Annotated in this window: 14 protein-coding genes and 2 riboswitches; of the genes, 8 read left to right on the top strand and 6 right to left on the bottom strand. The window is 64.3% G+C overall.

The window, feature by feature from the left end; all coding sequences use genetic code 11:
• Positions 1 to 39: 39 nt before the first annotated feature.
• Positions 40 to 3813: a cobaltochelatase subunit CobN gene (cobN, locus tag BLV47_RS11870; protein WP_092313689.1), complete on the bottom strand. Its 3774-nt coding sequence runs from the start codon at positions 3811 to 3813 to the stop codon at positions 40 to 42.
• A gap of 3 nt (positions 3814 to 3816) precedes the next feature.
• Entirely contained in the window at positions 3817 to 4887 is a 1071-nt protein-coding gene (gene cobW / locus BLV47_RS11865; RefSeq protein WP_092313686.1) for a cobalamin biosynthesis protein CobW, read from the bottom strand.
• 98 nt (positions 4888 to 4985) lie between these two features.
• Positions 4986 to 5196, bottom strand: a riboswitch (cobalamin riboswitch).
• 73 nt (positions 5197 to 5269) lie between these two features.
• A riboswitch (cobalamin riboswitch) is annotated at positions 5270 to 5491 on the top strand.
• Positions 5492 to 5588: 97 nt separating this feature from the next.
• Between cobW and BLV47_RS11860 the strand changes: the two genes are divergently transcribed.
• From BLV47_RS11860 to cobM, 4 genes are all read left to right on the top strand, one after another.
• Complete coding sequence (locus BLV47_RS11860) at positions 5589 to 5777, top strand: CbtB domain-containing protein (protein ID WP_060839964.1); 189 nt, start codon at positions 5589 to 5591, stop codon at positions 5775 to 5777.
• A gap of 11 nt (positions 5778 to 5788) precedes the next feature.
• Positions 5789 to 6490, top strand: a complete 702-nt coding sequence (locus BLV47_RS11855) for a CbtA family protein (protein WP_092313683.1) — start codon at positions 5789 to 5791, stop codon at positions 6488 to 6490.
• On the top strand, positions 6487 to 6900 hold the full coding sequence (locus BLV47_RS11850; protein WP_092313680.1) for a cobalamin biosynthesis protein: 414 nt from the start codon (positions 6487 to 6489) through the stop codon (positions 6898 to 6900). Before BLV47_RS11855 ends, BLV47_RS11850 begins: the two co-directional genes overlap by 4 nt.
• Positions 6901 to 6983: 83 nt before the next feature.
• Positions 6984 to 7730, top strand: a complete 747-nt coding sequence (gene cobM, locus BLV47_RS11845) for a precorrin-4 C(11)-methyltransferase (RefSeq protein ID WP_092313677.1) — start codon at positions 6984 to 6986, stop codon at positions 7728 to 7730.
• Between the two features lie 503 nt (positions 7731 to 8233).
• Here the strand turns inward: cobM and nfuA are convergent.
• Both nfuA and BLV47_RS11835 read right to left on the bottom strand, forming a co-directional pair.
• Positions 8234 to 8818 (bottom strand): Fe-S biogenesis protein NfuA, encoded by a 585-nt coding sequence (gene nfuA / locus BLV47_RS11840; protein ID WP_047305029.1) that lies wholly within the window; start codon positions 8816 to 8818, stop codon positions 8234 to 8236.
• A 143-nt stretch (positions 8819 to 8961) separates the two neighbouring features.
• Positions 8962 to 11253: a fatty acid cis/trans isomerase gene (locus BLV47_RS11835; protein ID WP_092313674.1), complete on the bottom strand. Its 2292-nt coding sequence runs from the start codon at positions 11251 to 11253 to the stop codon at positions 8962 to 8964.
• Between the two features lie 154 nt (positions 11254 to 11407).
• On the opposite strand from BLV47_RS11835, the gene metH reads away from it, so the two are divergent.
• On the top strand, positions 11408 to 15118 hold the full coding sequence (gene metH / locus BLV47_RS11830; RefSeq protein ID WP_092313671.1) for a methionine synthase: 3711 nt from the start codon (positions 11408 to 11410) through the stop codon (positions 15116 to 15118).
• A 152-nt stretch (positions 15119 to 15270) separates the two neighbouring features.
• Positions 15271 to 15492 carry a DUF2970 domain-containing protein gene (locus BLV47_RS11825; RefSeq protein WP_060844002.1) on the top strand — a complete coding sequence of 74 codons (222 nt, stop codon included), beginning with the start codon at positions 15271 to 15273 and terminating at the stop codon, positions 15490 to 15492.
• A gap of 7 nt (positions 15493 to 15499) precedes the next feature.
• On the opposite strand, the gene BLV47_RS11820 is transcribed toward BLV47_RS11825, so the two are convergent.
• Positions 15500 to 16585, bottom strand: a complete 1086-nt coding sequence (locus BLV47_RS11820) for an ABC transporter substrate-binding protein (protein WP_092313668.1) — start codon at positions 16583 to 16585, stop codon at positions 15500 to 15502.
• Positions 16586 to 17088: 503 nt separating this feature from the next.
• Between BLV47_RS11820 and BLV47_RS11815 the strand changes: the two genes are divergently transcribed.
• The gene (locus BLV47_RS11815) at positions 17089 to 18747 is read left to right on the top strand and encodes a nitrite/sulfite reductase (RefSeq protein ID WP_047305033.1); all 1659 of its coding nucleotides are present in this window, start codon (positions 17089 to 17091) and stop codon (positions 18745 to 18747) included.
• On the top strand, positions 18731 to 19225 hold the full coding sequence (locus tag BLV47_RS11810) for a DUF934 domain-containing protein (RefSeq protein ID WP_092313665.1): 495 nt from the start codon (positions 18731 to 18733) through the stop codon (positions 19223 to 19225). The genes BLV47_RS11815 and BLV47_RS11810 overlap by 17 nt, the downstream gene beginning before the upstream one ends.
• A 404-nt stretch (positions 19226 to 19629) precedes the next feature.
• On the opposite strand, the gene sohB is transcribed toward BLV47_RS11810, so the two are convergent.
• Positions 19630 to 20664: a protease SohB gene (gene sohB / locus BLV47_RS11805; RefSeq protein ID WP_060839972.1), complete on the bottom strand. Its 1035-nt coding sequence runs from the start codon at positions 20662 to 20664 to the stop codon at positions 19630 to 19632.
• Between the last annotated feature and the right edge of the window lie 139 nt (positions 20665 to 20803).

Genomic DNA, 20803 nt, shown 5'->3' with positions numbered 1-20803 from the left:
GCGAGCTTGCTCGCGATCGAGTGCGCAGCACTCGCTGCATCAACCGTCCTCTTCAATATCCAGCAGCAGGTGCTCCAGGGCCTCGCGGTAATCACCCGGCTCTTGCCACAGGCCACGCTGCTGAGCTTCCAGCAGGCGCTCGGTCATGTCACGCAAGGCGTGGGGATTATGCTGGCGGACGAACTCGCGGGTCGAGTCGTCCAGCAGATAGGCATCGGCCAGCAACGCGTACTGGTGATCGTCGATCAGTTCGGTGGTGGCGTCGAAGGCAAACAGGTTGTCCAGGGTCGCGGCCATTTCGAAGGCGCCCTTGTAGCCGTGCCGCTTGACCCCTTCGATCCACTTCGGATTGGCCGCCCGGGAGCGGATCACCCGGTTCAGCTCTTCCTTGAGGGTGCGGATCTTCGGCAGGTCCGGCTGGCTGTGGTCGCCGTGGTAGCTGGCGGCCTTGCCCCCGCTGAGGCTTTCCACCGCCGCCAGCATGCCGCCCTGGAACTGGTAGTAGTCGTTGGAATCGAGCAAGTCGTGCTCGCGGTTGTCCTGGTTCTGCAGCACCGCCTGCACCTGCCCCAGGCGGGTGGCGAACTGCTCGCGGGCGGCGGTGCCTTCATCCTGGCCGCCATAGGCGTAGCCGCCCCAGTTCAGGTAGACCTCGGCCAAGTCTTCGCGGCTCCGCCACAGGCGACCGTCGATGGCGCCCTGGACCCCGGCGCCGTAGGCCCCGGGCTTGGCGCCGAAGATCCGCCAGCCGGCCTGACGGGCCGCGGTGTCCCGATCCAGGCCGGAGGCGATCAAGGCTTCGCGCTCGGCGCGGACCCTGGCCGCCAGCGGGTTCATCTCCTCAGGCTCATCGAGGGCCGCCACCGCCAGCACCGCCGCGTCGAACAGGCGGATCAGGTTGGCGAAGGCGTCGCGGAAAAAGCCGGACACCCGCAGGGTCACGTCGACCCGCGGCCGGTCCAGCAGGCTCAGGGGCAGGATCTCGAAATCGTCGACTCGCTGGCTGCCGGTGGCCCACACCGGGCGCACGCCCATCAGGGCCATGGCCTGGGCGATGTCGTCGCCGCCGGTGCGCATGGTGGCGGTGCCCCACACCGACAGGCCGAGGTGCAGCAGGTGGTCGCCGTGATCCTGCAGGTGGCGTTCGAGGATCAGGTTGGCCGACTGGAAACCGATGCGCCAGGCGGTGGTGGTGGGCAGGTTGCGCACGTCCACCGAATAGAAGTTGCGTCCCGTGGGCAGCACGTCGAGCCGCCCACGGCTGGGCGCGCCGCTGGGCCCGGCGGGGACGAAACGCCCGTTCAGGGCTTCCAGCAGGCCGTGCATCTCCGCCGGGCCGCAAGCGTCCAGGCGTGGTGCGACCACCTCGCGCAGGCCGTCGATAATGCTCTGCACTGGCTCCCAGCCGGGTTGGTCCAGCTGCGCCACCGGGCCCCGCAGCGCCGCTTCGATCAACTCGGCGGCATACAGCTCCAGGCGCTCGCGCGCATCGCCAGCGGTACGCCACAGCGCATCACTGATCTGCCGTAACGCTTGCGGCCGACGCCCGGTCCAGGGTTCGGCCAGGGCGCAGTCCAATGGATCGAAATCCAGGCCGAAGGCCTTGGCCAGGGCCCGCAGCAAGCTGGCGTGAGCGCCCTTGCCATCGCCCCGGGGAATGCGCAGCAAGGCCAGCAGGGTGTCGAGGCGCAAGCGGCCCTCGGGGGATTCGCCGAACACGTGCAGGCCATCGCGGATCTGCGATTCCTTGAGATCGCACAGGTAGGTGTCCAGCCGCGGCAGCCAGATGGCGGCATCGGCGTCGCTGTCGAGGGCACCCTCCAGTTGCAGCTCACGGTCGATATGGGTTTCGCGCACCAGTTGCAGAATGTCCCGCTGCAGCTCCCGCGCGCGCCGTGGATCCAGCAGTTGGGCTTCGTAGTATTCGTCCGCCAGCAGTTCCAGGTTGCGCAGCGGGCCGTAGGTTTCGGCGCGGGTCAGCGGCGGCATCAGATGGTCGATGATCACCGCCTGGGTGCGGCGCTTGGCCTGGGCGCCCTCCCCCGGGTCGTTGACGATGAACGGATAGATGTTCGGCAGCGGCCCCAGTAGCGCGTCCGGCCAGCAGTTCTGCGACAGGCCGACGCCCTTGCCCGGCAGCCATTCCAGGTTGCCGTGCTTGCCGACGTGAATCAGCGCATGGGCGCCGTAGGTCTGGCGCAACCAGAAGTAGAACGCCAGGTAGCCATGGGGCGGCACCAGGTCCGGGTCGTGGTAGACCGCGCTGGGGTCCACCTGATAACCCCGGGCCGGCTGGATGCCGACGAAGGTCAGGCCAAAGCGCAGGCCGGCGATCATCATCCGCCCGTTGCGGAACATCGGGTCTTGCTGCGGTGCGCCCCAGCGTTGCAGCACCGCCTCGCGATTGACTGGCGGCAGCGCCTGGAACATCGCCGCGTAGTCGTCCAGGGCCAGGCTTTGCTGGCACGGACGCTGGTCGAGGCTGTCCAGGTCGTTGCTGACCCCACCCAGCAACTGCCGGATCAGCTCGCTGCCGCTGGCGGGCAACTCGGCCGGCAGCGGATAGCCTTCAGCGCGCAGGGCCTTGAGGATATTCAATGCCGCTGCCGGGGTATCCAGGCCGACGCCGTTGCCGATGCGCCCGTCCCGGGTCGGGTAGTTGGCCAGCACCAGGGCAATGCGTTTGTCGCCGTTGTCCAGGCGCCCCAGTTCGACCCAGCGCCGGGCCAGCTCGGCGACAAAATCCATGCGCTCGGGCTGGCCGCGGTAGCACACCACGTCCGACTGGCTGCGCTCGCTGCGCCAGGCCAGGTCCTTGAAGCTGATGGGCCGGCTGATGATGCGCCCGTCCAGCTCCGGCAAGGCGATGTGCATGGCCAGGTCCCGCGGGCCCAGGCCCTGCTCGCTGTCGCGCCAGCCCGGCTCGTTGTCCTGGGCGCAGATGGCCTGGATCACCGGGATATTGCGCCGGAACGGCCGCAGGTGCGGGGCCTCGGGGCTGGATTGGGCAAAGCCGGTGGTGTTGAGGATCACCCCGGCCGCGGTTTCATCCAGCCAGTCTTCAACCTGACTCAGGCAGCCGGCTTCCTTGAGGCTGGCCACGGCGATCGGCAAGGGGTTGAGCCCCGCCGCTTGCAGGCGCTGGCAGAACAGATCGATGAAACCAGTGTTGGCCGCCTGCAGGTGGGAGCGGTAGAACAGCAGCGCCGCCACGGCTTGGCCAGGCTGCCAATCGCCCTGCCAGTCGCTGAGGGCGGCCTGGCTTTTTTGCGGGTGATAGATCGCCGTGCGTGGCAGAGTCTGCGGTTCGCTCCAAGGGTAGTCGCGCCCCAGCAGGCCGCTGGCCAGGCAGCGATAGAAATTCAAGGCATTGTCGCGCCCGCCCTGGCGCAGGAACTGCCACAGGCGGTCGCGCTCGATGGCAGGCACAGTGCTCAGGTCGCTGAGTTCGGGGTCGGGGCGATCGTCCCCCGGCACCAGGATCAGCTGCACGCCGCGCTGGGACAGCTCCACCAGCCGCTCGACACCGTAGCGCCAGTAGGCGATACCGCCGTGCAGGGAGATCAGGATCACCTTGGCATGGCGCAGCACCTGGTCGACATACAGGTCGACCGAGGCATGGTTCTGCACCTGCATCGGATTGGCCAGGCGAAAGCTGGGGTAGTCCTCGGGCAACTGCTCGGCGGCGTCCGCCAGCAGCGCCAGGCTGGAGTCGCCGCTGCACAGGATCACCAGTTCGGCGGGGGTTTGTCCGAGGTCGGCGATGTTGTCGTCCGCGACAAAACCGCCGGGCTGGGTCCTGAGCAGGTGCATGGCTTACACGCTGAGCGCGGCGCGCAGTTGCGCTTCGAGCTGGGCGGCGTCCAGTTCCTGGCCGATCAGCACCAGGCGCGTGGTGCGGGCTTCATCGGCGCCCCACTTGCGGTCGAAGTGTTTGTCGAAGCGGGTGCCCACGCCCTGGATCAGCAGGCGCATCGGCTTGTTGGGGATCGCGGCAAAGCCCTTGACCCGCAGGATGCCGTGCTTGACCACCAGCTGGGTCAGGGCGTCCAGCAGCAGGCTTTCGTCGGCCTGGGGCAGTTCGATGGAGATGGAATCGAAGGCGTCGTGGTCGTGGTCGTCGTGGTCGTCATCGCCGTCGTGGTGATGGTCGTGGTGGCTGTGACGGCTGTCGATGTGTTCCTCGGAACCGGCGCCCAGGCCCAGCAGCACGTCCAGTGGCAGGCGGCCGCTGCTGGCTTCGATGACCTTGACCGCCGGCGGCAGTTCCTCGGCCACTTCCAGGCGCACCTTGGCCAGGTCTGCGGGATCGATCAGGTCGGTCTTGTTGAGGATCACCAGGTCGGCGCTGGACAGCTGGTCGGCGAACAGCTCGTGCAGCGGCGATTCGTGGTCCAGGTTGGGGTCGAGCTTGCGCTGGGCGTCTACTTGCTCGGGGAACGCGGCAAAGGTGCCGGCGGCCACGGCCGGGCTGTCGACCACGGTGATCACCGCGTCGACGGTGCAGGCACTGCGGATTTCCGGCCACTGGAAGGCCTGGACCAGGGGCTTGGGCAGGGCCAGGCCGGAGGTTTCGATGAGGATGTGGTCCAGATCGCCACGGCGCGCCACCAGTTCACGCATCACCGGGAAGAACTCTTCCTGCACGGTGCAGCACAGGCAGCCGTTGGCCAGCTCGTAGACCCGGCCGCTGGCCTCTTCCTCGGTGCAGCCGATGGCGCATTGTTTGAGGATTTCGCCATCGATGCCCAGCTCGCCGAACTCGTTGACGATCACCGCGATGCGCCGGCCCTGGGCGTTGTCCAGCATGTGCCGCAGCAAGGTGGTCTTACCCGAGCCAAGGAAGCCGGTGACGATGGTGACGGGAAGTTTGGCCAGTGTTTTCATCGGATGCCCCTAGGCAAAGGTGGCGGGCATACGGGACGAGAACCGCAGCGCGAAGGCGCGCGGAGATTTCGCCACCGGATCACCCCGCCCGGTTGTAGTGAGAATCTTCGATCGAGGCAGGTCTCCTGGCTGAGGGCTTGCCGGTACGCGACCGACGCTTGCTGCGCCTTCCCGCCGGCGTCGTCGACGCCCATGCAGTGGCCTTGCAGCAATCCAACCCATCACAGTTGCGGGGGCAGCCGCGGCATCGACCGCGTTCCCTTCTTAGCTTCGACCGCTGGCCGAAGAACCTCGAACGCGCAAGGCTACGCAGAGCGCGGGGGACGGTCAATCGGCAATGCAGCGCCTGGCGCAATTGACGGCATCACCCCGCCCATGATTTGCTACGCGCCTTGTTACGGGTGCCCTTCACAGGGTGAAACGGGAAACCGGTGAATCACGTGCTTAACTAAAAGGCCGTGACCAGTCCGGTGCTGCCCCCGCAACGGTAAGCGAGCGAAGTGTCAGATCCACTGTGCCCCGGCATGGGAAGGCGACACTTAGCGGCATGGCGTCAGCCCTGCCCCTCGCGAGCCCGGAGACCGGCCCGCAACACTTACATAACAAACCCGCGGTGGGCGGGCGCTGTTGCAAACCCTGCGTGCTCCTCACGCGGGGTTTTGCTGCGCTCCTCCCCAGCCGACACTCCAAAGGGAAGCGCCATGTCGATCATCAGCAGCACCAGCCATTCCGCCAGCAGCACCTCCACCCTGAGCCAGCGTCTGGTGGCCGCCATCGGCGCGTCGCTGCTGGGCGCCTGCCTGGTGTATTTCGCCGGTTTCTCCCATATCGAAGCGGTGCACAACGCCGCCCACGACACCCGTCACAGCGCCGCCTTCCCTTGCCATTGAGACTTGCCGAGATGATCAAGCGTATTGCGCAAACCGCAGGGTTCACCGGGCTGCTGGCGGCCCTGCTGCTGACCCTGCTGCAAAGCTTGTGGGTCGCTCCGCTGATCCTGCAGGCGGAAACCTATGAACAGGCTCCGGCCGCCGAAGCCCATGAACATGCCTCCGGCGCCATGGCCGCGCACAGCCACGATGCCGAAGCCTGGGAGCCGGAAGACGGCTGGCAGCGCACGCTGTCCACCACCGGCGGCAATCTGGTGGTAGCGGTCGGCTTCGCCCTGATGCTGGCCGGGCTCTACACCCTGCGCGCGCCCAGCCGTGCCTCGCAAGGCCTGCTCTGGGGGCTCGCCGGCTATGCGACCTTCTGCCTGGCGCCCACTCTGGGCCTGCCGCCGGAATTGCCGGGCACTGCAGCCGCCGACCTGGTGCAGCGCCAGGTGTGGTGGATCGGGACTGCCGCGTCCACCGCAGTGGGCATTGCCCTGATCGTGTTCGCCGGCCATTGGCTGCTGAAACTGCTGGGCGTGGCGATTATCGCCGTGCCCCACGTGATCGGCGCGCCCCAACCTGAAGTGCACTCGATGCTGGCGCCAGAAGCGCTGGAAGCACAGTTCAAGATTGCCTCGCAGTTGACCAATGCCGCCTTCTGGCTGGCCCTGGGGCTGATCAGCGCCTGGCTGTTCCGGCGCAAGAACACGGACCTGTACCCGGCATGATCGACATGCGCGCGGCGCCGGCCCTGGTGGTCGGCCTGGGTTGCCGGAAGGGCTGCCCAGTGACCACGCTGCGCGCCCTGCTTGAGCAGGTACTGCAAGCCCACCGCCTGGAGAGCGGGCAACTCCTGGCCCTGGCCAGCATCGACCTGAAGCGCAACGAGCCCGGCCTGCTGCAACTGGCGGATCAACTGGCCCTGCCGCTGACCTGCTTCAGCAGCAGTCAACTGGCGCCATACGCCTCGCGCCTGAGCCACCGCTCGCAGATTGCCTTTGAACGCAGCGGCTGCTACGGCGTTGCCGAAAGCGCCGCCCTGGCCCTGGCCGAACAGTTGCACCCCGGTCCGGCCCGGCTGTTGATCCCCCGCCAGAAATACGCCCAGGCCACCCTCGCATTGGCCGCCAGCCGGTAAACTGGCCGACAATTCCCCGTCGCGAATATGAACATCGTTCATCTGCGGCCCTGTTCCCGCCTTTTTTTTCACAGGACACAGCCATGACTGTCTATTTCATCGGTGCCGGCCCCGGCGACCCGGAGCTGATCACCGTCAAGGGCCAGCGCCTGATCCATCGCTGCCCGGTGATCATCTACGCCGGCTCGCTGGTGCCCGCGGCCGTCCTCGAAGGTCACCGTGCGGACCGGGTGATCAACAGTGCCGAACTGCACCTGGAACAGATCATCGAGGCGATCCGCGAGGCCCATGCCCAAGGCCAGGATGTGGCCCGGGTGCACTCCGGGGACCCGAGCCTGTATGGCGCCATCGGCGAACAGATCCGCTGCCTGCGGGAGCTGGGCATTCCCTACGAGATCGTCCCCGGAGTCACCGCCACCGCTGCCTGCGCCGCCCTGCTGGGGGCCGAATTGACCCTGCCGGATGTGTCCCAGAGCGTGATCCTGACCCGCTATGCGGACAAGACCGCCATGCCCGCCGGCGAAGAGTTCGCCAGCCTCGCGGCCCACGGCGCCACCATGGCGATCCACCTGGGGGTCAATCACCTGGAAAAGATCGTCGCCGAGCTGCTGCCCCATTACGGCGCCGACTGCCCGATTGCCGTGGTGCATCGGGCCACCTGGCCGGATCAGGACTGGGCGCTGGGCACCCTGGCGGACATTGCCAAGAAGGTTGCGGCCAAGGGCTTCCGGCGCACGGCGCTGATTCTGGTAGGCCGGGTACTGGCCACGGACGCGTTCAGCGAATCGTCGCTGTACCGCGCCGGGCACGCGCACCTCTATCGCCCCTGACCCCCTTATCTCGGCATTGATGCAAGGCTTGCGGGCCCTTTCGCCGGCGAGCCGGCTCCTACGAGGTTGGAGTTCCTATGTTGGCGCGCTGGAGGCTTTGTAGGAGCTGGCTTGCCAGCGAAGGCGATCTGGGAATTGGTACAAGGCTCTAGAGCCCTTTCGCCGGCAAGCCGGCTCCTACGAGGTTGGAGTTCCTGTGTTGGCGCGCTGGAGGCTTTGTAGGAGCTGGCTTGCCAGCGAAGGCGATCTGGGAATTGGTGCAAGGCTCTAGAGCCCTTTCGCCGGCAAGCCGGCTCCTACGAGGTTGGAGTTACTGCGTTGGCGCGCTGGAGGCTTTGTAGGAGCTGGCTTGCCAGCGAAGGCGATCTGGGAACTGGTGCAAGGCTCTAGAGCCCTTTCGCCGGCAAGCCGGCTCCTACGGAGGCTTTTTTTCGGAGCGCTGGTTTGCGGGCATAAAAAAACGGCGCTCACGGGGCGCCGTTTTTCATGCCGCAGTGAACGCCTTAGTAGTAGGCGTTTTCTTTCTGCGTGTGGTCGGTGACATCACGTACACCCTTGAGCTCGGGGATGCGCTCGAGCAGGGTGCGCTCGATGCCTTCCTTCAAGGTCACGTCGGCCTGGCCGCAGCCCTGGCAACCACCGCCGAATTGCAGCACGGCGATGCCGTCGTCCACCACGTCGATCAGGCTGACCTGGCCGCCATGGCTGGCCAACCCCGGGTTGATCTCGGTTTGCAGGTAGTAGTTGATGCGCTCGTTGATCGGGCTGTCGGCATTGACCATCGGCACCTTGGCGTTGGGCGCCTTGATGGTCAGTTGGCCGCCCATGCGGTCGGTGGCGTAATCGACCACCGCATCATCGAGGAAACCCTCGCTGAAGGCGTCGATATAGGCGGTGAAGCTCTTCAGGCCCAGGGCCTTGTCTTCGGGTTTCTCTTCGCCCGGCTTGCAATAGGCGATGCAGGTCTCGGCGTACTGAGTACCTGGCTGGGTGATGAAGATGCGGATGCCAATCCCCGGGGTGTTCTGCTTGGACAGCAGATCAGCCAGATAATCGTGGGCGGCGTCGGTAATGGTTATGGCGCTCATGGTGGTTCCTCGCAGACGTGGGCGCAGTTTACGCCAATCGAAGCCGCCGACAAAGTCCCAGTATTTTTGTCGGGATAGACCTTGGTATAAGGCATCCCCGGGGCCCGCCAGCGGGCGTCCCGAGGACAGATAGCGGCCCTGTATCAGAGGTTTTCGTAACGGTTCATGTCCAGAACCCCGGCCTCCACCGGGTCGGTTTCCTGCAGGTAGCGGGTCTGGTCGTGGAAGTACTGCCAGAACTGCGGGTGGCTGCGACGAATGCCCCAGCGCTCGACGACCTTCTCGAAGCTGGCGGCATCCCGCGCCTCTTGCATGGCCTGGACAAACGCCGGCACCTGCTCGGCCGGAACGTTGAACATGAAGTTCGGGTAGCTGCTGAGAATGCCCGGGAAAATCGTCAAGGTGTCCAGCCCCGGCTGGTAGCGCAGCGACTCGCCGAGCATGAAGGCCACGTTACTGTGGGCTCGATTGCGCAGCATGCTGTAGAACTCGCGCTTGCCGCTCGGGGCCTGGACCCGCAGCAACGTCGCCTCGGGCAGTTGCTCGATGACCCTGAGCCCCGCCGCCGGACGCGACGCCAGGCGACTCAGGGCCTGCTCGGCGTCCTGCAGCGCCGGGTCGATGTTCGGGCGCGAACAGTAGGCGCCGTCACAGCGGTTGATCGGATCGGGCTTGGCGTTGAGCTCGCCGTAACGCGCCAGCAACTGGTTGGCGAAGTCTTTTTTCGGGTCCTTGAGGTCGAGCTTCAGCGCGCTGCGCTTGCCGTCGTCGATGGACTCGTAGTCCAGCCACATCTTGAACTTGCCGCTGTTCTGGTACCAATCATCGAGGAAGTCCTCGCGGGTGCCCGCTGGCATCAGGCGCAGGAAGTTCTGCTCGGCGCCGTTGCGGATCAGGTCGAAGTACAGCCGGGTCTGGGCCTGGTGGGAAACGTTGCCGAACACATCGAAATTCACCGCCAACTGATAGTAGGTGCGCTCCAGCAACGGGTAGTCGAACAGCCACATCGTTTGCGGCACTTCGCCGATCAGGCCCTTGGTCACCGAGGCGCTGTCGAAGTGGCGGAAGATGCTCAGCAGCGCGTTGTCGTTGCCGGCCCACAGGCTGGACCAGCTGGGCGCCGGGGCCTCGGCATAAAAGTCGCGGCGCAGGGCTTCGTATTCGTTGCGCTTGTCGCGATAGGCCAGCCACAGGCTGAGCACGCTGCCGACATCGTCGTTCTGCCCGGGCATCGCCAGCAGCGGCGTGGCCTGGCCGCGATAGGCCGGGTCGGTGATGTACAGGTCGTGTTCCGGGGCCTGGAACAGCGCCCAGAAGTTGTCGCGAATCACATCCGTGGCGATCTGCCCGCGACACACCGGGCCGCGAATGAAGGTGCGCACGAAGTATTCGGCGTTATCCAGCATGAACTGGTAGCGGGCCTTGGCCGGAATCGCCTCGAAAGTCTCGAACGGGTTGGCCCGGCGCGCCGGCCCGTAGCCGGGCAAGGCGTTGACCTGCCAGTCGCCGCTGTAGAACAGGGTCTTGACCCGGGCCATCTTCGCCGCGCTCAGCGGGTAGGTGATGTGGGTCTTGTGCACGATCACCCCCTGCACCGGCCACAGGCGGTAATACACCTGGGTGCCCGGATCGTCGTTGGGGCGCCGGGTGTTGATCAGGTCGATGGGCTGGCCGCTGGGGGTACGCGAGCGCACCCACTGGAAGAAGTGCCCCGGCTCGCCGCCTTCGAAATAGATATGGGCGAGGAACCAGTGCTCGTAGAGCCAGCGCGCCACCAGGCTTTCCCGGGCGCCGGGGGCGTTGAGCAGGTTTTCCCACTGGGCCACTTGCAGGCTTTCCCGGGCACTGGGGGCCAGGCCCTGCTCGTCGATTGGTGCGCCGGAGGCCAGCCAGCGTTGCAGGGTCTGGTATTGCTGGTCGCTGAGGCCGGTGACGGCCAGGGGCATGCCTTCCTTGGGATGAGCACCGGCATAGGCGTCAAATTCACCCGGCTGCGGGCACATGTTCTCGCGGCTCAGGCCCAGCACGATGTCACTGGGCAGCTTGGCATTGGGCTGCAATGGCGTGCGGTGGCCGAGTTCGAGCATGCGCGCCATCAGCGCCGCCTGGCTGCCCTGGGCATCGAGCACCGAATAGAAGCCCTGGCGCTGCCAGGCCGCCTTGCCGCTGGCGTCATAGAACAGCCGCGTGGGCGCCTGGGCGTCGCTGCGCTCGCCGTCGTACACCGGGATCTTCGACGCGCCGCGGCTCGCGCCTTCGCCGCTGCCCAGGTTGAGCTGACAAGCGGAGTCGTAGCAGGCATGACAGGCCACGCACTTCTCGGTAAAGATCGGCTGGATGTCGCGGGTATAGGAAATGGCCGGCGCCGGACCCTGGGCCATGCACAATGAACTGAGCAGCAGCAAAGCGCTGGCAACGACAAAACGGTACGGCATGTCCCTGATCCCGAAAGTAAAAAACGCCGCGATTCTACCGATGTCGCCCGACCACCAACATGAGCGATATTCATGCAAAACCCGCGCATTCCGCAAAACCATGCAGGTTTGCTATGATCCTCGCCCTTCGTAATGGCCCTACCAGGTAGTTCTCATGTCTGATCGCAGTGCTCGCCTCCACGCTCTCCAGCAAGCCCTCAAAGAGCGCATCCTGATTCTTGATGGCGGCATGGGCACCATGATCCAGAGCTACAAGCTCGAGGAGCAGGACTACCGCGGCAAGCGCTTCGCCGACTGGCCCAGCGACGTCAAGGGCAACAACGACTTGCTGGTGCTGACCCGCCCTGACGTGATCGGCGCCATCGAAAAAGCTTACCTGGATGCCGGTGCCGACATTCTCGAAACCAACACCTTCAACGCCACCCAGGTGTCCCAGGCCGACTACGGCATGGAGCAACTGGTCTACGAACTGAACGTAGAAGGCGCCCGCCTGGCGCGCAAGGTGGCGGATGCGAAAACCCTCGAAACTCCGGACAAGCCGCGCTTCGTCGCCGGTGTCCTGGGCCCGACCAGCCGCACCTGCTCACTGTCGCCGGACGTCAACAACCCCGGCTACCGCAACGTTACCTTCGATGAACTGGTGGAAAACTACACCGAGGCCACCAAGGGCCTGATCGAAGGCGGCGCCGACCTGATCCTGATCGAGACCATCTTCGACACCTTGAACGCCAAGGCGGCGATCTTCGCCGTGCAGGGCGTTTTCGAGGAGTTGGGCTTCGAACTCCCGATCATGATTTCCGGGACCATCACCGATGCCTCCGGCCGTACCCTGTCGGGCCAGACCACCGAAGCCTTCTGGAACTCCGTGGCCCACGCCAAGCCGATTTCGGTGGGCCTGAACTGCGCCCTGGGCGCCAGCGAGCTGCGCCCGTACCTGGAAGAACTGTCGAACAAGGCCAGCACCCATGTCTCGGCGCACCCCAACGCCGGCCTGCCCAACGAATTCGGCGAATACGACGAACTGCCGGAACAAACCGCCAAGGTCATCGAGGAGTTCGCCCAGAGCGGTTTCCTCAATATCGTCGGTGGCTGCTGCGGCACCACCCCGGGGCACATCGGCGCCATCGCCAAGGCCGTGGCCGGCTATGCCCCGCGGCAGATCCCGGACATTCCCAAGGCCTGCCGCCTGTCGGGCCTGGAGCCCTTCACCATCGATCGCAACTCGCTGTTCGTGAACGTCGGTGAACGCACCAACATCACCGGCTCGGCGAAATTCGCCCGGCTGATCCGCGAAGACAACTACACCGAAGCCCTGGAAGTCGCCCTGCAGCAGGTGGAAGCCGGCGCTCAGGTGATCGACATCAACATGGACGAGGGGATGCTGGATTCGAAGAAGGCCATGGTCACCTTCCTCAATCTGATCGCCGGCGAGCCGGACATCTCCCGCGTGCCGATCATGATCGACTCCTCGAAGTGGGAAGTGATCGAAGCCGGCCTCAAGTGCATCCAGGGCAAGGGCATCGTCAACTCCATCAGCATGAAGGAAGGCGTGGAGCAGTTCATTCACCACGCCAAGCTGTGCAAGCGCTACGGCGCCGCCGTGGTGGTGATGGCCTTCGACGAGGTCGGCCAGGCCGACACCGAGGCGCGCAAGAAGGAAATCTGCAAGCGCTCCTACGACATCCTGGTCAACGAAGTGGGCTTCCCGCCGGAAGACATCATCTTCGACCCGAACATCTTCGCCGTGGCCACCGGCATCGAGGAACACAACAACTACGCGGTGGACTTCATCAACGCCTGCGCCTACATCCGCGATGAGCTGCCCTATGCCCTGAGCTCCGGCGGCGTGTCCAACGTGTCGTTCTCGTTCCGCGGCAACAACCCGGTGCGCGAGGCGATCCACTCGGTGTTCCTGCTGCACGCGATCCGCAACGGCCTGAGCATGGGCATCGTCAACGCCGGCCAGTTGGAGATCTACGACCAGATCCCGCAGCAGCTGCGTGACGCCGTGGAAGACGTGGTACTCAACCGCACGCCGAACGGCACCGACGCGCTGCTGGCCATCGCCGACCAGTTCAAGGGCGACGGCAGCGTCAAGGAAGCGGAAACCGAGGAATGGCGCAGCTGGGACGTCAACAAGCGCCTGGAACACGCCCTGGTCAAGGGCATCACCACCCACATCGTCGAAGACACCGAGGAGTCGCGCCAAAGCTTCAGCCGCCCGATCGAAGTCATCGAGGGCCCGCTGATGTCCGGCATGAACGTGGTTGGCGACCTGTTCGGCGCCGGCAAGATGTTCCTGCCCCAGGTGGTGAAATCCGCCCGGGTGATGAAGCAGGCAGTGGCCCACCTGATCCCGTTCATCGAGCTGGAAAAAGGCGACAAGCCGGAAGCCAAGGGCAAGATCCTCATGGCCACGGTCAAGGGCGACGTACACGACATCGGCAAGAACATCGTCGGCGTGGTCCTGGGCTGCAACGGCTACGACATCGTCGACCTCGGGGTGATGGTGCCGGCGGAGAAGATCCTCCAGGTGGCCAAGGAACAGCAGTGCGACATCATCGGCCTGTCCGGGCTGATCACCCCGTCCCTGGACGAGATGGTCCACGTCGCCCGCGAGATGCAGCGCCAGGATTTCCACCTGCCGCTGATGATCGGTGGCGCCACCACTTCCAAGGCCCACACCGCGGTGAAGATCGAGCCCAAGTACAGCAATGACGCGGTGGTCTACGTCACCGACGCCTCACGCGCCGTGGGTGTGGCCACCCAGCTGCTGTCCAAGGAGCTCAAGGCCGGCTTCGTCGAGAAGACCCGGGAAGAGTACGTGGAAGTGCGCGAGCGCACCGCCAACCGCAGCGCCCGCACCGAACGCCTGAGCTACGCCGCGGCCATCGCCAAGAAGCCGCAGTTCGACTGGGCCGGCTACCAGCCGGTCAAGCCGACCTTCACCGGCGCCCGGGTGCTGGACAACATCGACCTCAAGGTACTGGCCGAATACATCGACTGGACGCCGTTCTTCATCTCCTGGGACCTGGCCGGCAAGTTCCCGCGCATCCTTGAGGACGAAGTGGTGGGTGAAGCCGCCACCGCGCTGTACAAGGACGCCCGGGAGATGCTCGACAAGCTGATCAACGAGAAGCTGATCAGTGCCCGGGCGGTGTTCGGCTTCTGGCCGGCCAACCAGGTGCAGGACGACGACCTGGAAGTCTACGGCGACGACGGCCAGCCCCTGGCCCGCCTGCATCACCTGCGCCAGCAGATCATCAAGACCGACGGCAAGCCGAACTTCTCCCTGGCCGACTTCGTCGCGCCCAAGGACAGCGGCATCACCGATTACGTGGGCGGCTTCATCACCACCGCCGGGATCGGTGCCGAGGAAGTGGCCAAGGCCTATCAGGACGCCGGCGACGACTACAACTCGATCATGGTCAAGGCCCTGGCCGACCGCCTGGCCGAGGCCTGCGCCGAGTGGCTGCACCAGCAGGTGCGCAAGGATTACTGGGGCTACGCCAAGGACGAGCAACTGGACAACGAGGCGCTGATCAAGGAGCAGTACAGCGGCATCCGCCCTGCCCCGGGCTACCCGGCCTGCCCGGATCACACCGAGAAGAGCACGCTGTTTGCCCTGCTCGACCCCGAGGCCAGCGAAGGCCGCGCCGGCCGCAGCGGCGTGTTCCTGACCGAGCACTTCGCCATGTTCCCGGCGGCGGCGGTCAGCGGCTGGTACTTCGCCCACCCGCAGGCGCAGTATTTTGCCGTGGGCAAGGTCGACAAGGATCAGGTGCAGAGCTACACCGAGCGCAAGGGCCAGGACCTGGCGGTCAGCGAACGCTGGCTGGCGCCGAACCTGGGCTACGACAACTGACTCAGATGCGGTAGGAGCCGGATTGTCGGCGAAGGCGTGGTCGAGGCGTCTTCGCTGGCAAGCCAGCTCCTACGAGCCAGTTCCTACACCCGCCCGCCATCACCGACGGCATTGTCTATGCTCTGTTGACACCCCACCGTGTCGAGGGATTTATGGACGATCCAAGCAACGACCACCAGCCCCCAACCTTCCTGCAGATGCTGCAAAGCGTGCTGGCCGCGGCCTTTGGCGTGCAAAGCGGGAAAAACCGCGCCCGCGACTTCAGCCACGGCAAGCCCAGTCACTTCATCGTGCTGGGCATTGTCTTCACTGCCCTGTTCGTCCTGGTGCTGTTGGGCATCGCCAATCTGGCGATGCATCTGGCTGGGGTGTGAAGCCCGGTCAGCGCAGCAACAGCTGCAAACCGAAGGGATAGCGATAGCCGTCTGGCTTGCCTTGGGCGGACAACCCATGAAAGTCGACACGGGCCCCGGCCTGATCGCCAAGGCGCAAGAGCTGCTGGGCTTGAGCACGGGTCAATGACTGGAACAGCGGCAATTGCCAGTCGGGCCCTCCCAGGCGCCGGGGATCGAGCCCCAGCGCATCGTCATGCAGGGCCACCAGAGCCCAGCCACCGATGGTGAAATGCCCGGCCATGAGTACCGACAGCTGCCCGTCGATCAATGCCCGCAAGGCTTCGGGTGAACTGTTGAGCCCGCTGAACAGCAGATCGCCCCCTGGCTTGCGGCCCAACTCCCGGGCAGCCTGCATGGCCCCCAGAGCCATCTCATCGTTGGCCGACCAGACCAGTTGCGTCTGCGGATAGCGCTGCAGCAGTTGACGCGCCTGTTCGTGCGCCCGCTGCCGGTTCCACTCGCCATACACCATTTGCCGCAGGCGCACCTGAGGATGCTCCGCCAGGGCCCGACGCAGCCCTTGTTCGCGCAACTGCGCCGCCGGCGTGACTTTCACCCCGGAGAACGCCAGCAAGTCGATGCTCTGCCCCTCAGGCACAGGGCCGTGCTTGAGCAGCAGCTCATTGAGCATCCGATAGCCGGCCTCTTCGTCGTTGCCCACCATGCTGCCGATCCAATCGGAATAACTGCTGCGACTCTGGTTGATCAAGGCCCGCTGATCTTCGGTCAGCGGACTGTTGACGATAAACAGCTTGACCCCGGTGCCCTGAGACATGCGCAGGATCTGCGGCGCGACATACTGCTCGTTGACCAGCATCAGGTAATCGGGCTTTTGCGCCCGCTGAAACAGCTCGCGGGCCTGATCGAGAGAGTTCTGGGGATTGCGTTCGCCATAGAGAATCTGCAGGTCCATGCCCAGGTCCCGGGCGGCGGCCTGCATGAATTGCGAATAGCTGACCCAGAAGGTTTCGGTTGAATTGCCAGGATTGAGAAACACCACGGATGTCGCCTGAGCCACCGCCCAGAACGGCAGACTCAGAAACAGCAAGCACTTGAACAGAACCTTGAACATTACGAGAAGAGCCCCAGAATTATCCCAGGCAGTATAACTGGCAAAGTACTGGCCAACGGCGGCAAATTGTCATGATTGTCCGACAATTCGGGCTCCTGGTTCGGACTCGACTACTGGTGACTGACCCAAAACACGGCCGTACCCACGACCAGTATGATCAGAAAGAGAATGGCCCAAGCATCAACACTACTGTCACTTTTCCTTGTTTTGGTTGGATGGCTCATAGCATCGCCTCTAGTAGATTTTGTCGGTGACTGCTCAAAGACACGCCCACAGTTAAGCTCAGGATTGCCCCTACCACAAATGGGGTTACTGCATCCTCCCTACCGTTAGTCGTTTTGGTTCTTTTCATATACTCAAACATCACTTTTGCGCATAACCACAAACTGGTATCGTTCGCCGGCTCCGAAGGGAGTGCGCGGCCGTGCGCGCAGATTTGCTTACATGGGTGGCGTTGAGCGTGTGCGCTGGTGTGCCACCTGTAGCCTGAGAACTGGACCTATATGTACGTATACGACGAGTACGATCAGCGGATCATCGAGGACCGCGTCAAGCAGTTCCGTGATCAGACCCGACGCTATCTGGCAGGCGAGCTGAGCGAAGAAGAATTCCGCCCCCTGCGTCTGCAGAATGGCCTCTATATCCAACGTTTTGCCCCGATGCTGCGAGTTGCCGTGCCCTACGGCCAACTGACCTCGCGCCAAGCGCGGATGATGGCCAAGATCGCCCGCGACTACGACAAGGGCTACGCGCACATCAGCACCCGGCAGAACGTGCAGTTCAACTGGCCGGCCCTGGAAGACGTGCCGGACATCCTCGCCGAGCTGGCCACCGTGCAAATGCATGCCATCCAGACCAGCGGCAACTGCCTGCGCAACGTCACCACCGACCAGTTCGCCGGTGTCGCCGCCGATGAGCTGATCGATCCGCGCCCCTGGTGCGAGATCGTCCGTCAGTGGACCACCTTCCACCCCGAATTCGCCTACCTGCCGCGCAAGTTCAAGATCGCCATCAACGGCTCGACTTCCGACCGCGCGGCCATCGAAGTCCACGACATCGGCCTGGAGCCGGTGTACAACGCCGCCGGCGAGCTGGGCTTCCGGGTCCTGGTGGGTGGTGGCCTGGGCCGCACTCCGGTGGTTGGCGCCTTCATCAACGAGTTCCTGCCGTGGCAGGACCTGCTGAGCTACCTCGACGCCATCCTGCGGGTCTACAACCGCTATGGCCGTCGCGATAACAAGTACAAGGCGCGAATCAAGATCCTGGTCAAGGCCCTGACCCCTGAAGTGTTCGCTGAGAAAGTCGAGGCGGAAATGGTCCACCTGCGTGGCGGCCAGACCACCCTCACCGAAGCCGAAGTCCATCGTGTAGCCAAGCACTTCGTCGATCCGGACTACAAGGCCCTGAGCAACCAGGACGCCGAACTGGCGGCCCTGGACAAGGAGCACCCGGGCTTTGCCCGCTGGCGAGCGCGCAACACCCTGGCCCACAAGAAGCCGGGCTACGTTGCCGTGACCCTGTCGCTCAAACCGACCGGCGTAGCGCCGGGGGATGTCACCGACAAGCAGTTCGACGCCATCGCCGATCTGGCCGACCGTTACAGCTTCGGCCAGTTGCGCACCTCCCATGAACAGAACGTGATTCTCGCCGACGTCGAGCAGAGCCAGCTGTTCACCCTGTGGGGCGAGCTGCGTGAAAACGGTTTCGCCACGCCGAACATCGGCTTGTTGACCGACATCATCTGCTGCCCGGGTGGTGACTTCTGCTCCCTGGCCAACGCCAAGTCGATCCCGATCGCCGAATCCATCCAGCGCCGTTTCGACGACCTGGACTACCTGTTCGACATCGGCGAGCTGGACCTGAACATCTCCGGTTGCATGAACGCCTGTGGTCACCACCACGTCGGCCACATCGGCATCCTCGGGGTGGACAAGAAAGGCGAGGAGTTCTACCAGGTGTCCCTGGGGGGCAGCGCCAGCCGCGACGCCAGCCTGGGCAAGATCCTCGGCCCGTCCTTCGCCCAGGACGACATGCCCGACGTGATCTCGAAGCTGATTGACGTGTACGTGGAACAACGTACCGAAGACGAGCGCTTCATCGACACCTATCAACGTATTGGCATCGACCTCTTCAAGGAGCGCGTCTATGCAGCGAATCATTAAGAACAACGAGGTCATCGACGAGACTTGGCACCTGCTGCCCAAGGACGCGACCCTGGACGGCATCTCCAACTGTGACGACCTGATTGTGCCGCTGGCCCTGTGGCGCGACCACGCCCACGCCCTCAAGGCTCGCGACGGCGGTCTGGGCGTATGGCTGGATGCAGACGAAGAAGCCGAGGAAATCGGTGGCGACGTCGAGCATTTCCAGGTCATCGCCCTGAACTTCCCGGCCTTCACCGATGGCCGCAACTACTCCAACGCCCGCCTGCTGCGTGACCGTTATGGCTACAAAGGCGAACTGCGGGCCATTGGCGACGTATTGCGCGACCAACTGTTCTACCTGCACCGCTGCGGCTTCGACGCCTACGCGCTGCGGGCCGACAAGGACCCTTACGAGGCCCTGGAAAGCCTCAAGGACTTCTCGGTGACCTACCAGGCCGCCACCGACGAACCGCTGCCGCTGTTCCGTCGCCGCTAAGCCCTGGCGCCAACAAAAAGCCCTGAACCGGGAAACCGCTTCAGGGCTTTTTTGTATCCGCCTCTCCCACCACCCGTAGGAGCCGGCTTGCCGGCGAAGAGGCCCTTGAGCCTTGTACAAGCCTGGCAGCCGCCTTCGCTGGCAAGCCAGCTCCTACAGCACACGCCCACAAACAACGCGCTCTTTGTAGGAGCCGGCTTGCCGGCGAAGGGGCCCTTGAGCCTTGTACAAACCTGGCAGCCGCTTTCGCTGGCAAGCCAGCTCCTACAGCACACGCCCACAAACAACGCGCTCTTTGTAGGAGCCGGCTTGCCGGCGAAGGGCCCCTTGAGCCTTTTACAAACCTGGCAGCCGCTTTCGCTGGCAAGCCAGCTCCTACAAAGCCGGCGCCTGCAATGCGGGGGTTACCAGAAGCGCTGCTGAGTCAGGCGGCTCCACCAGGTCAGCAGCACGCGGTCGATGGAACCGCTGGCCGCCAGGCCCACACGCTCCTGCAGACTCTTGCGCTCGGCATAGTGCAGGTGGAACACCTCGGCATTCTTGGCTTTTTCCGCCAGGTACTCATCACTGGTCTGCAACTCGTCCACCAGCAGCTTTTCCTGGGCCGCCACGCCCAGCCAGACTTCACCAGTGGCCACTTCATCAATGGCCAGTTGCGGGCGATAGCGGGACACGAAGTTCTTGAACAGTTGATGGGTCACGTCCAGGTCTTCCTGGAACTTCTCCCGGCCCTTCTCGGTGTTCTCGCCAAACACCGTCAGGGTGCGCTTGTACTCGCCGGCGGTGAGCACTTCAAAATCGATGTCGTGCTTCTTCAGCAGACGATTGACGTTGGGCAGCTGGGCCACCACGCCGATGGAACCGAGGATGGCGAACGGCGCGCTGATAATCTTCTCGCCGATGCACGCCATCATGTAGCCGCCACTGGCCGCCACCTTGTCGATGCACACCGTCAGCGGCACCCCGGCCTGGCGAATGCGTGCCAGTTGCGACGAAGCCAGGCCATAGCTGTGCACCATGCCGCCGCCACTTTCCAGGCGCAGCACCACTTCATCCTTGGGCGTGGCCAGGCTCAGCAAGGCGGTGATCTCGTGGCGCAGGCCTTCGGTAGCCGAAGCCTTGATATCGCCATTGAAGTCCAGCACGAACACCCGGGACTTGGCTTCGGCCGGTTGTTTCTTCTGCTTTTTCTGGCTCTTTTCGGTCTTGCTCTGGGCCTTGCGCAGGGCCTTGAGCTGATCCTTGTCCAGCAGGCTCTGCTCCAGACGCTCGCGCAGGTCCTTGTAGAAATCATTCAGCTTGCTGACCTGCAACTGCCCGGCGCCCTTGCGGCGCCCCTTGCCACGCAGGGCAGCGGCAGTGACCAGCACCACCAGAATGGCAACCACCAGGGTCACGGTCTTGGCCAGGAAACTGGCGTATTCGGTGAAAAACTCCACAGGGAGACCTCAAAGGCTTGAAAGGCCCATTCTATGGGCACCCCGCAAAAAATGTCTAACACGAGCCCTGCCGTTTTCAAGCAATTTCTCTACATTTTGCGACCAGCTGTACAGCCCAAGCCAAAGCGTTCGCCAGGGC

The sequence above is a fragment of the Pseudomonas saponiphila genome, from assembly GCF_900105185.1.
Classification (GTDB): domain Bacteria; phylum Pseudomonadota; class Gammaproteobacteria; order Pseudomonadales; family Pseudomonadaceae; genus Aquipseudomonas; species Aquipseudomonas saponiphila.
This window is presented reverse-complemented; position numbering and strand designations above follow the sequence as displayed.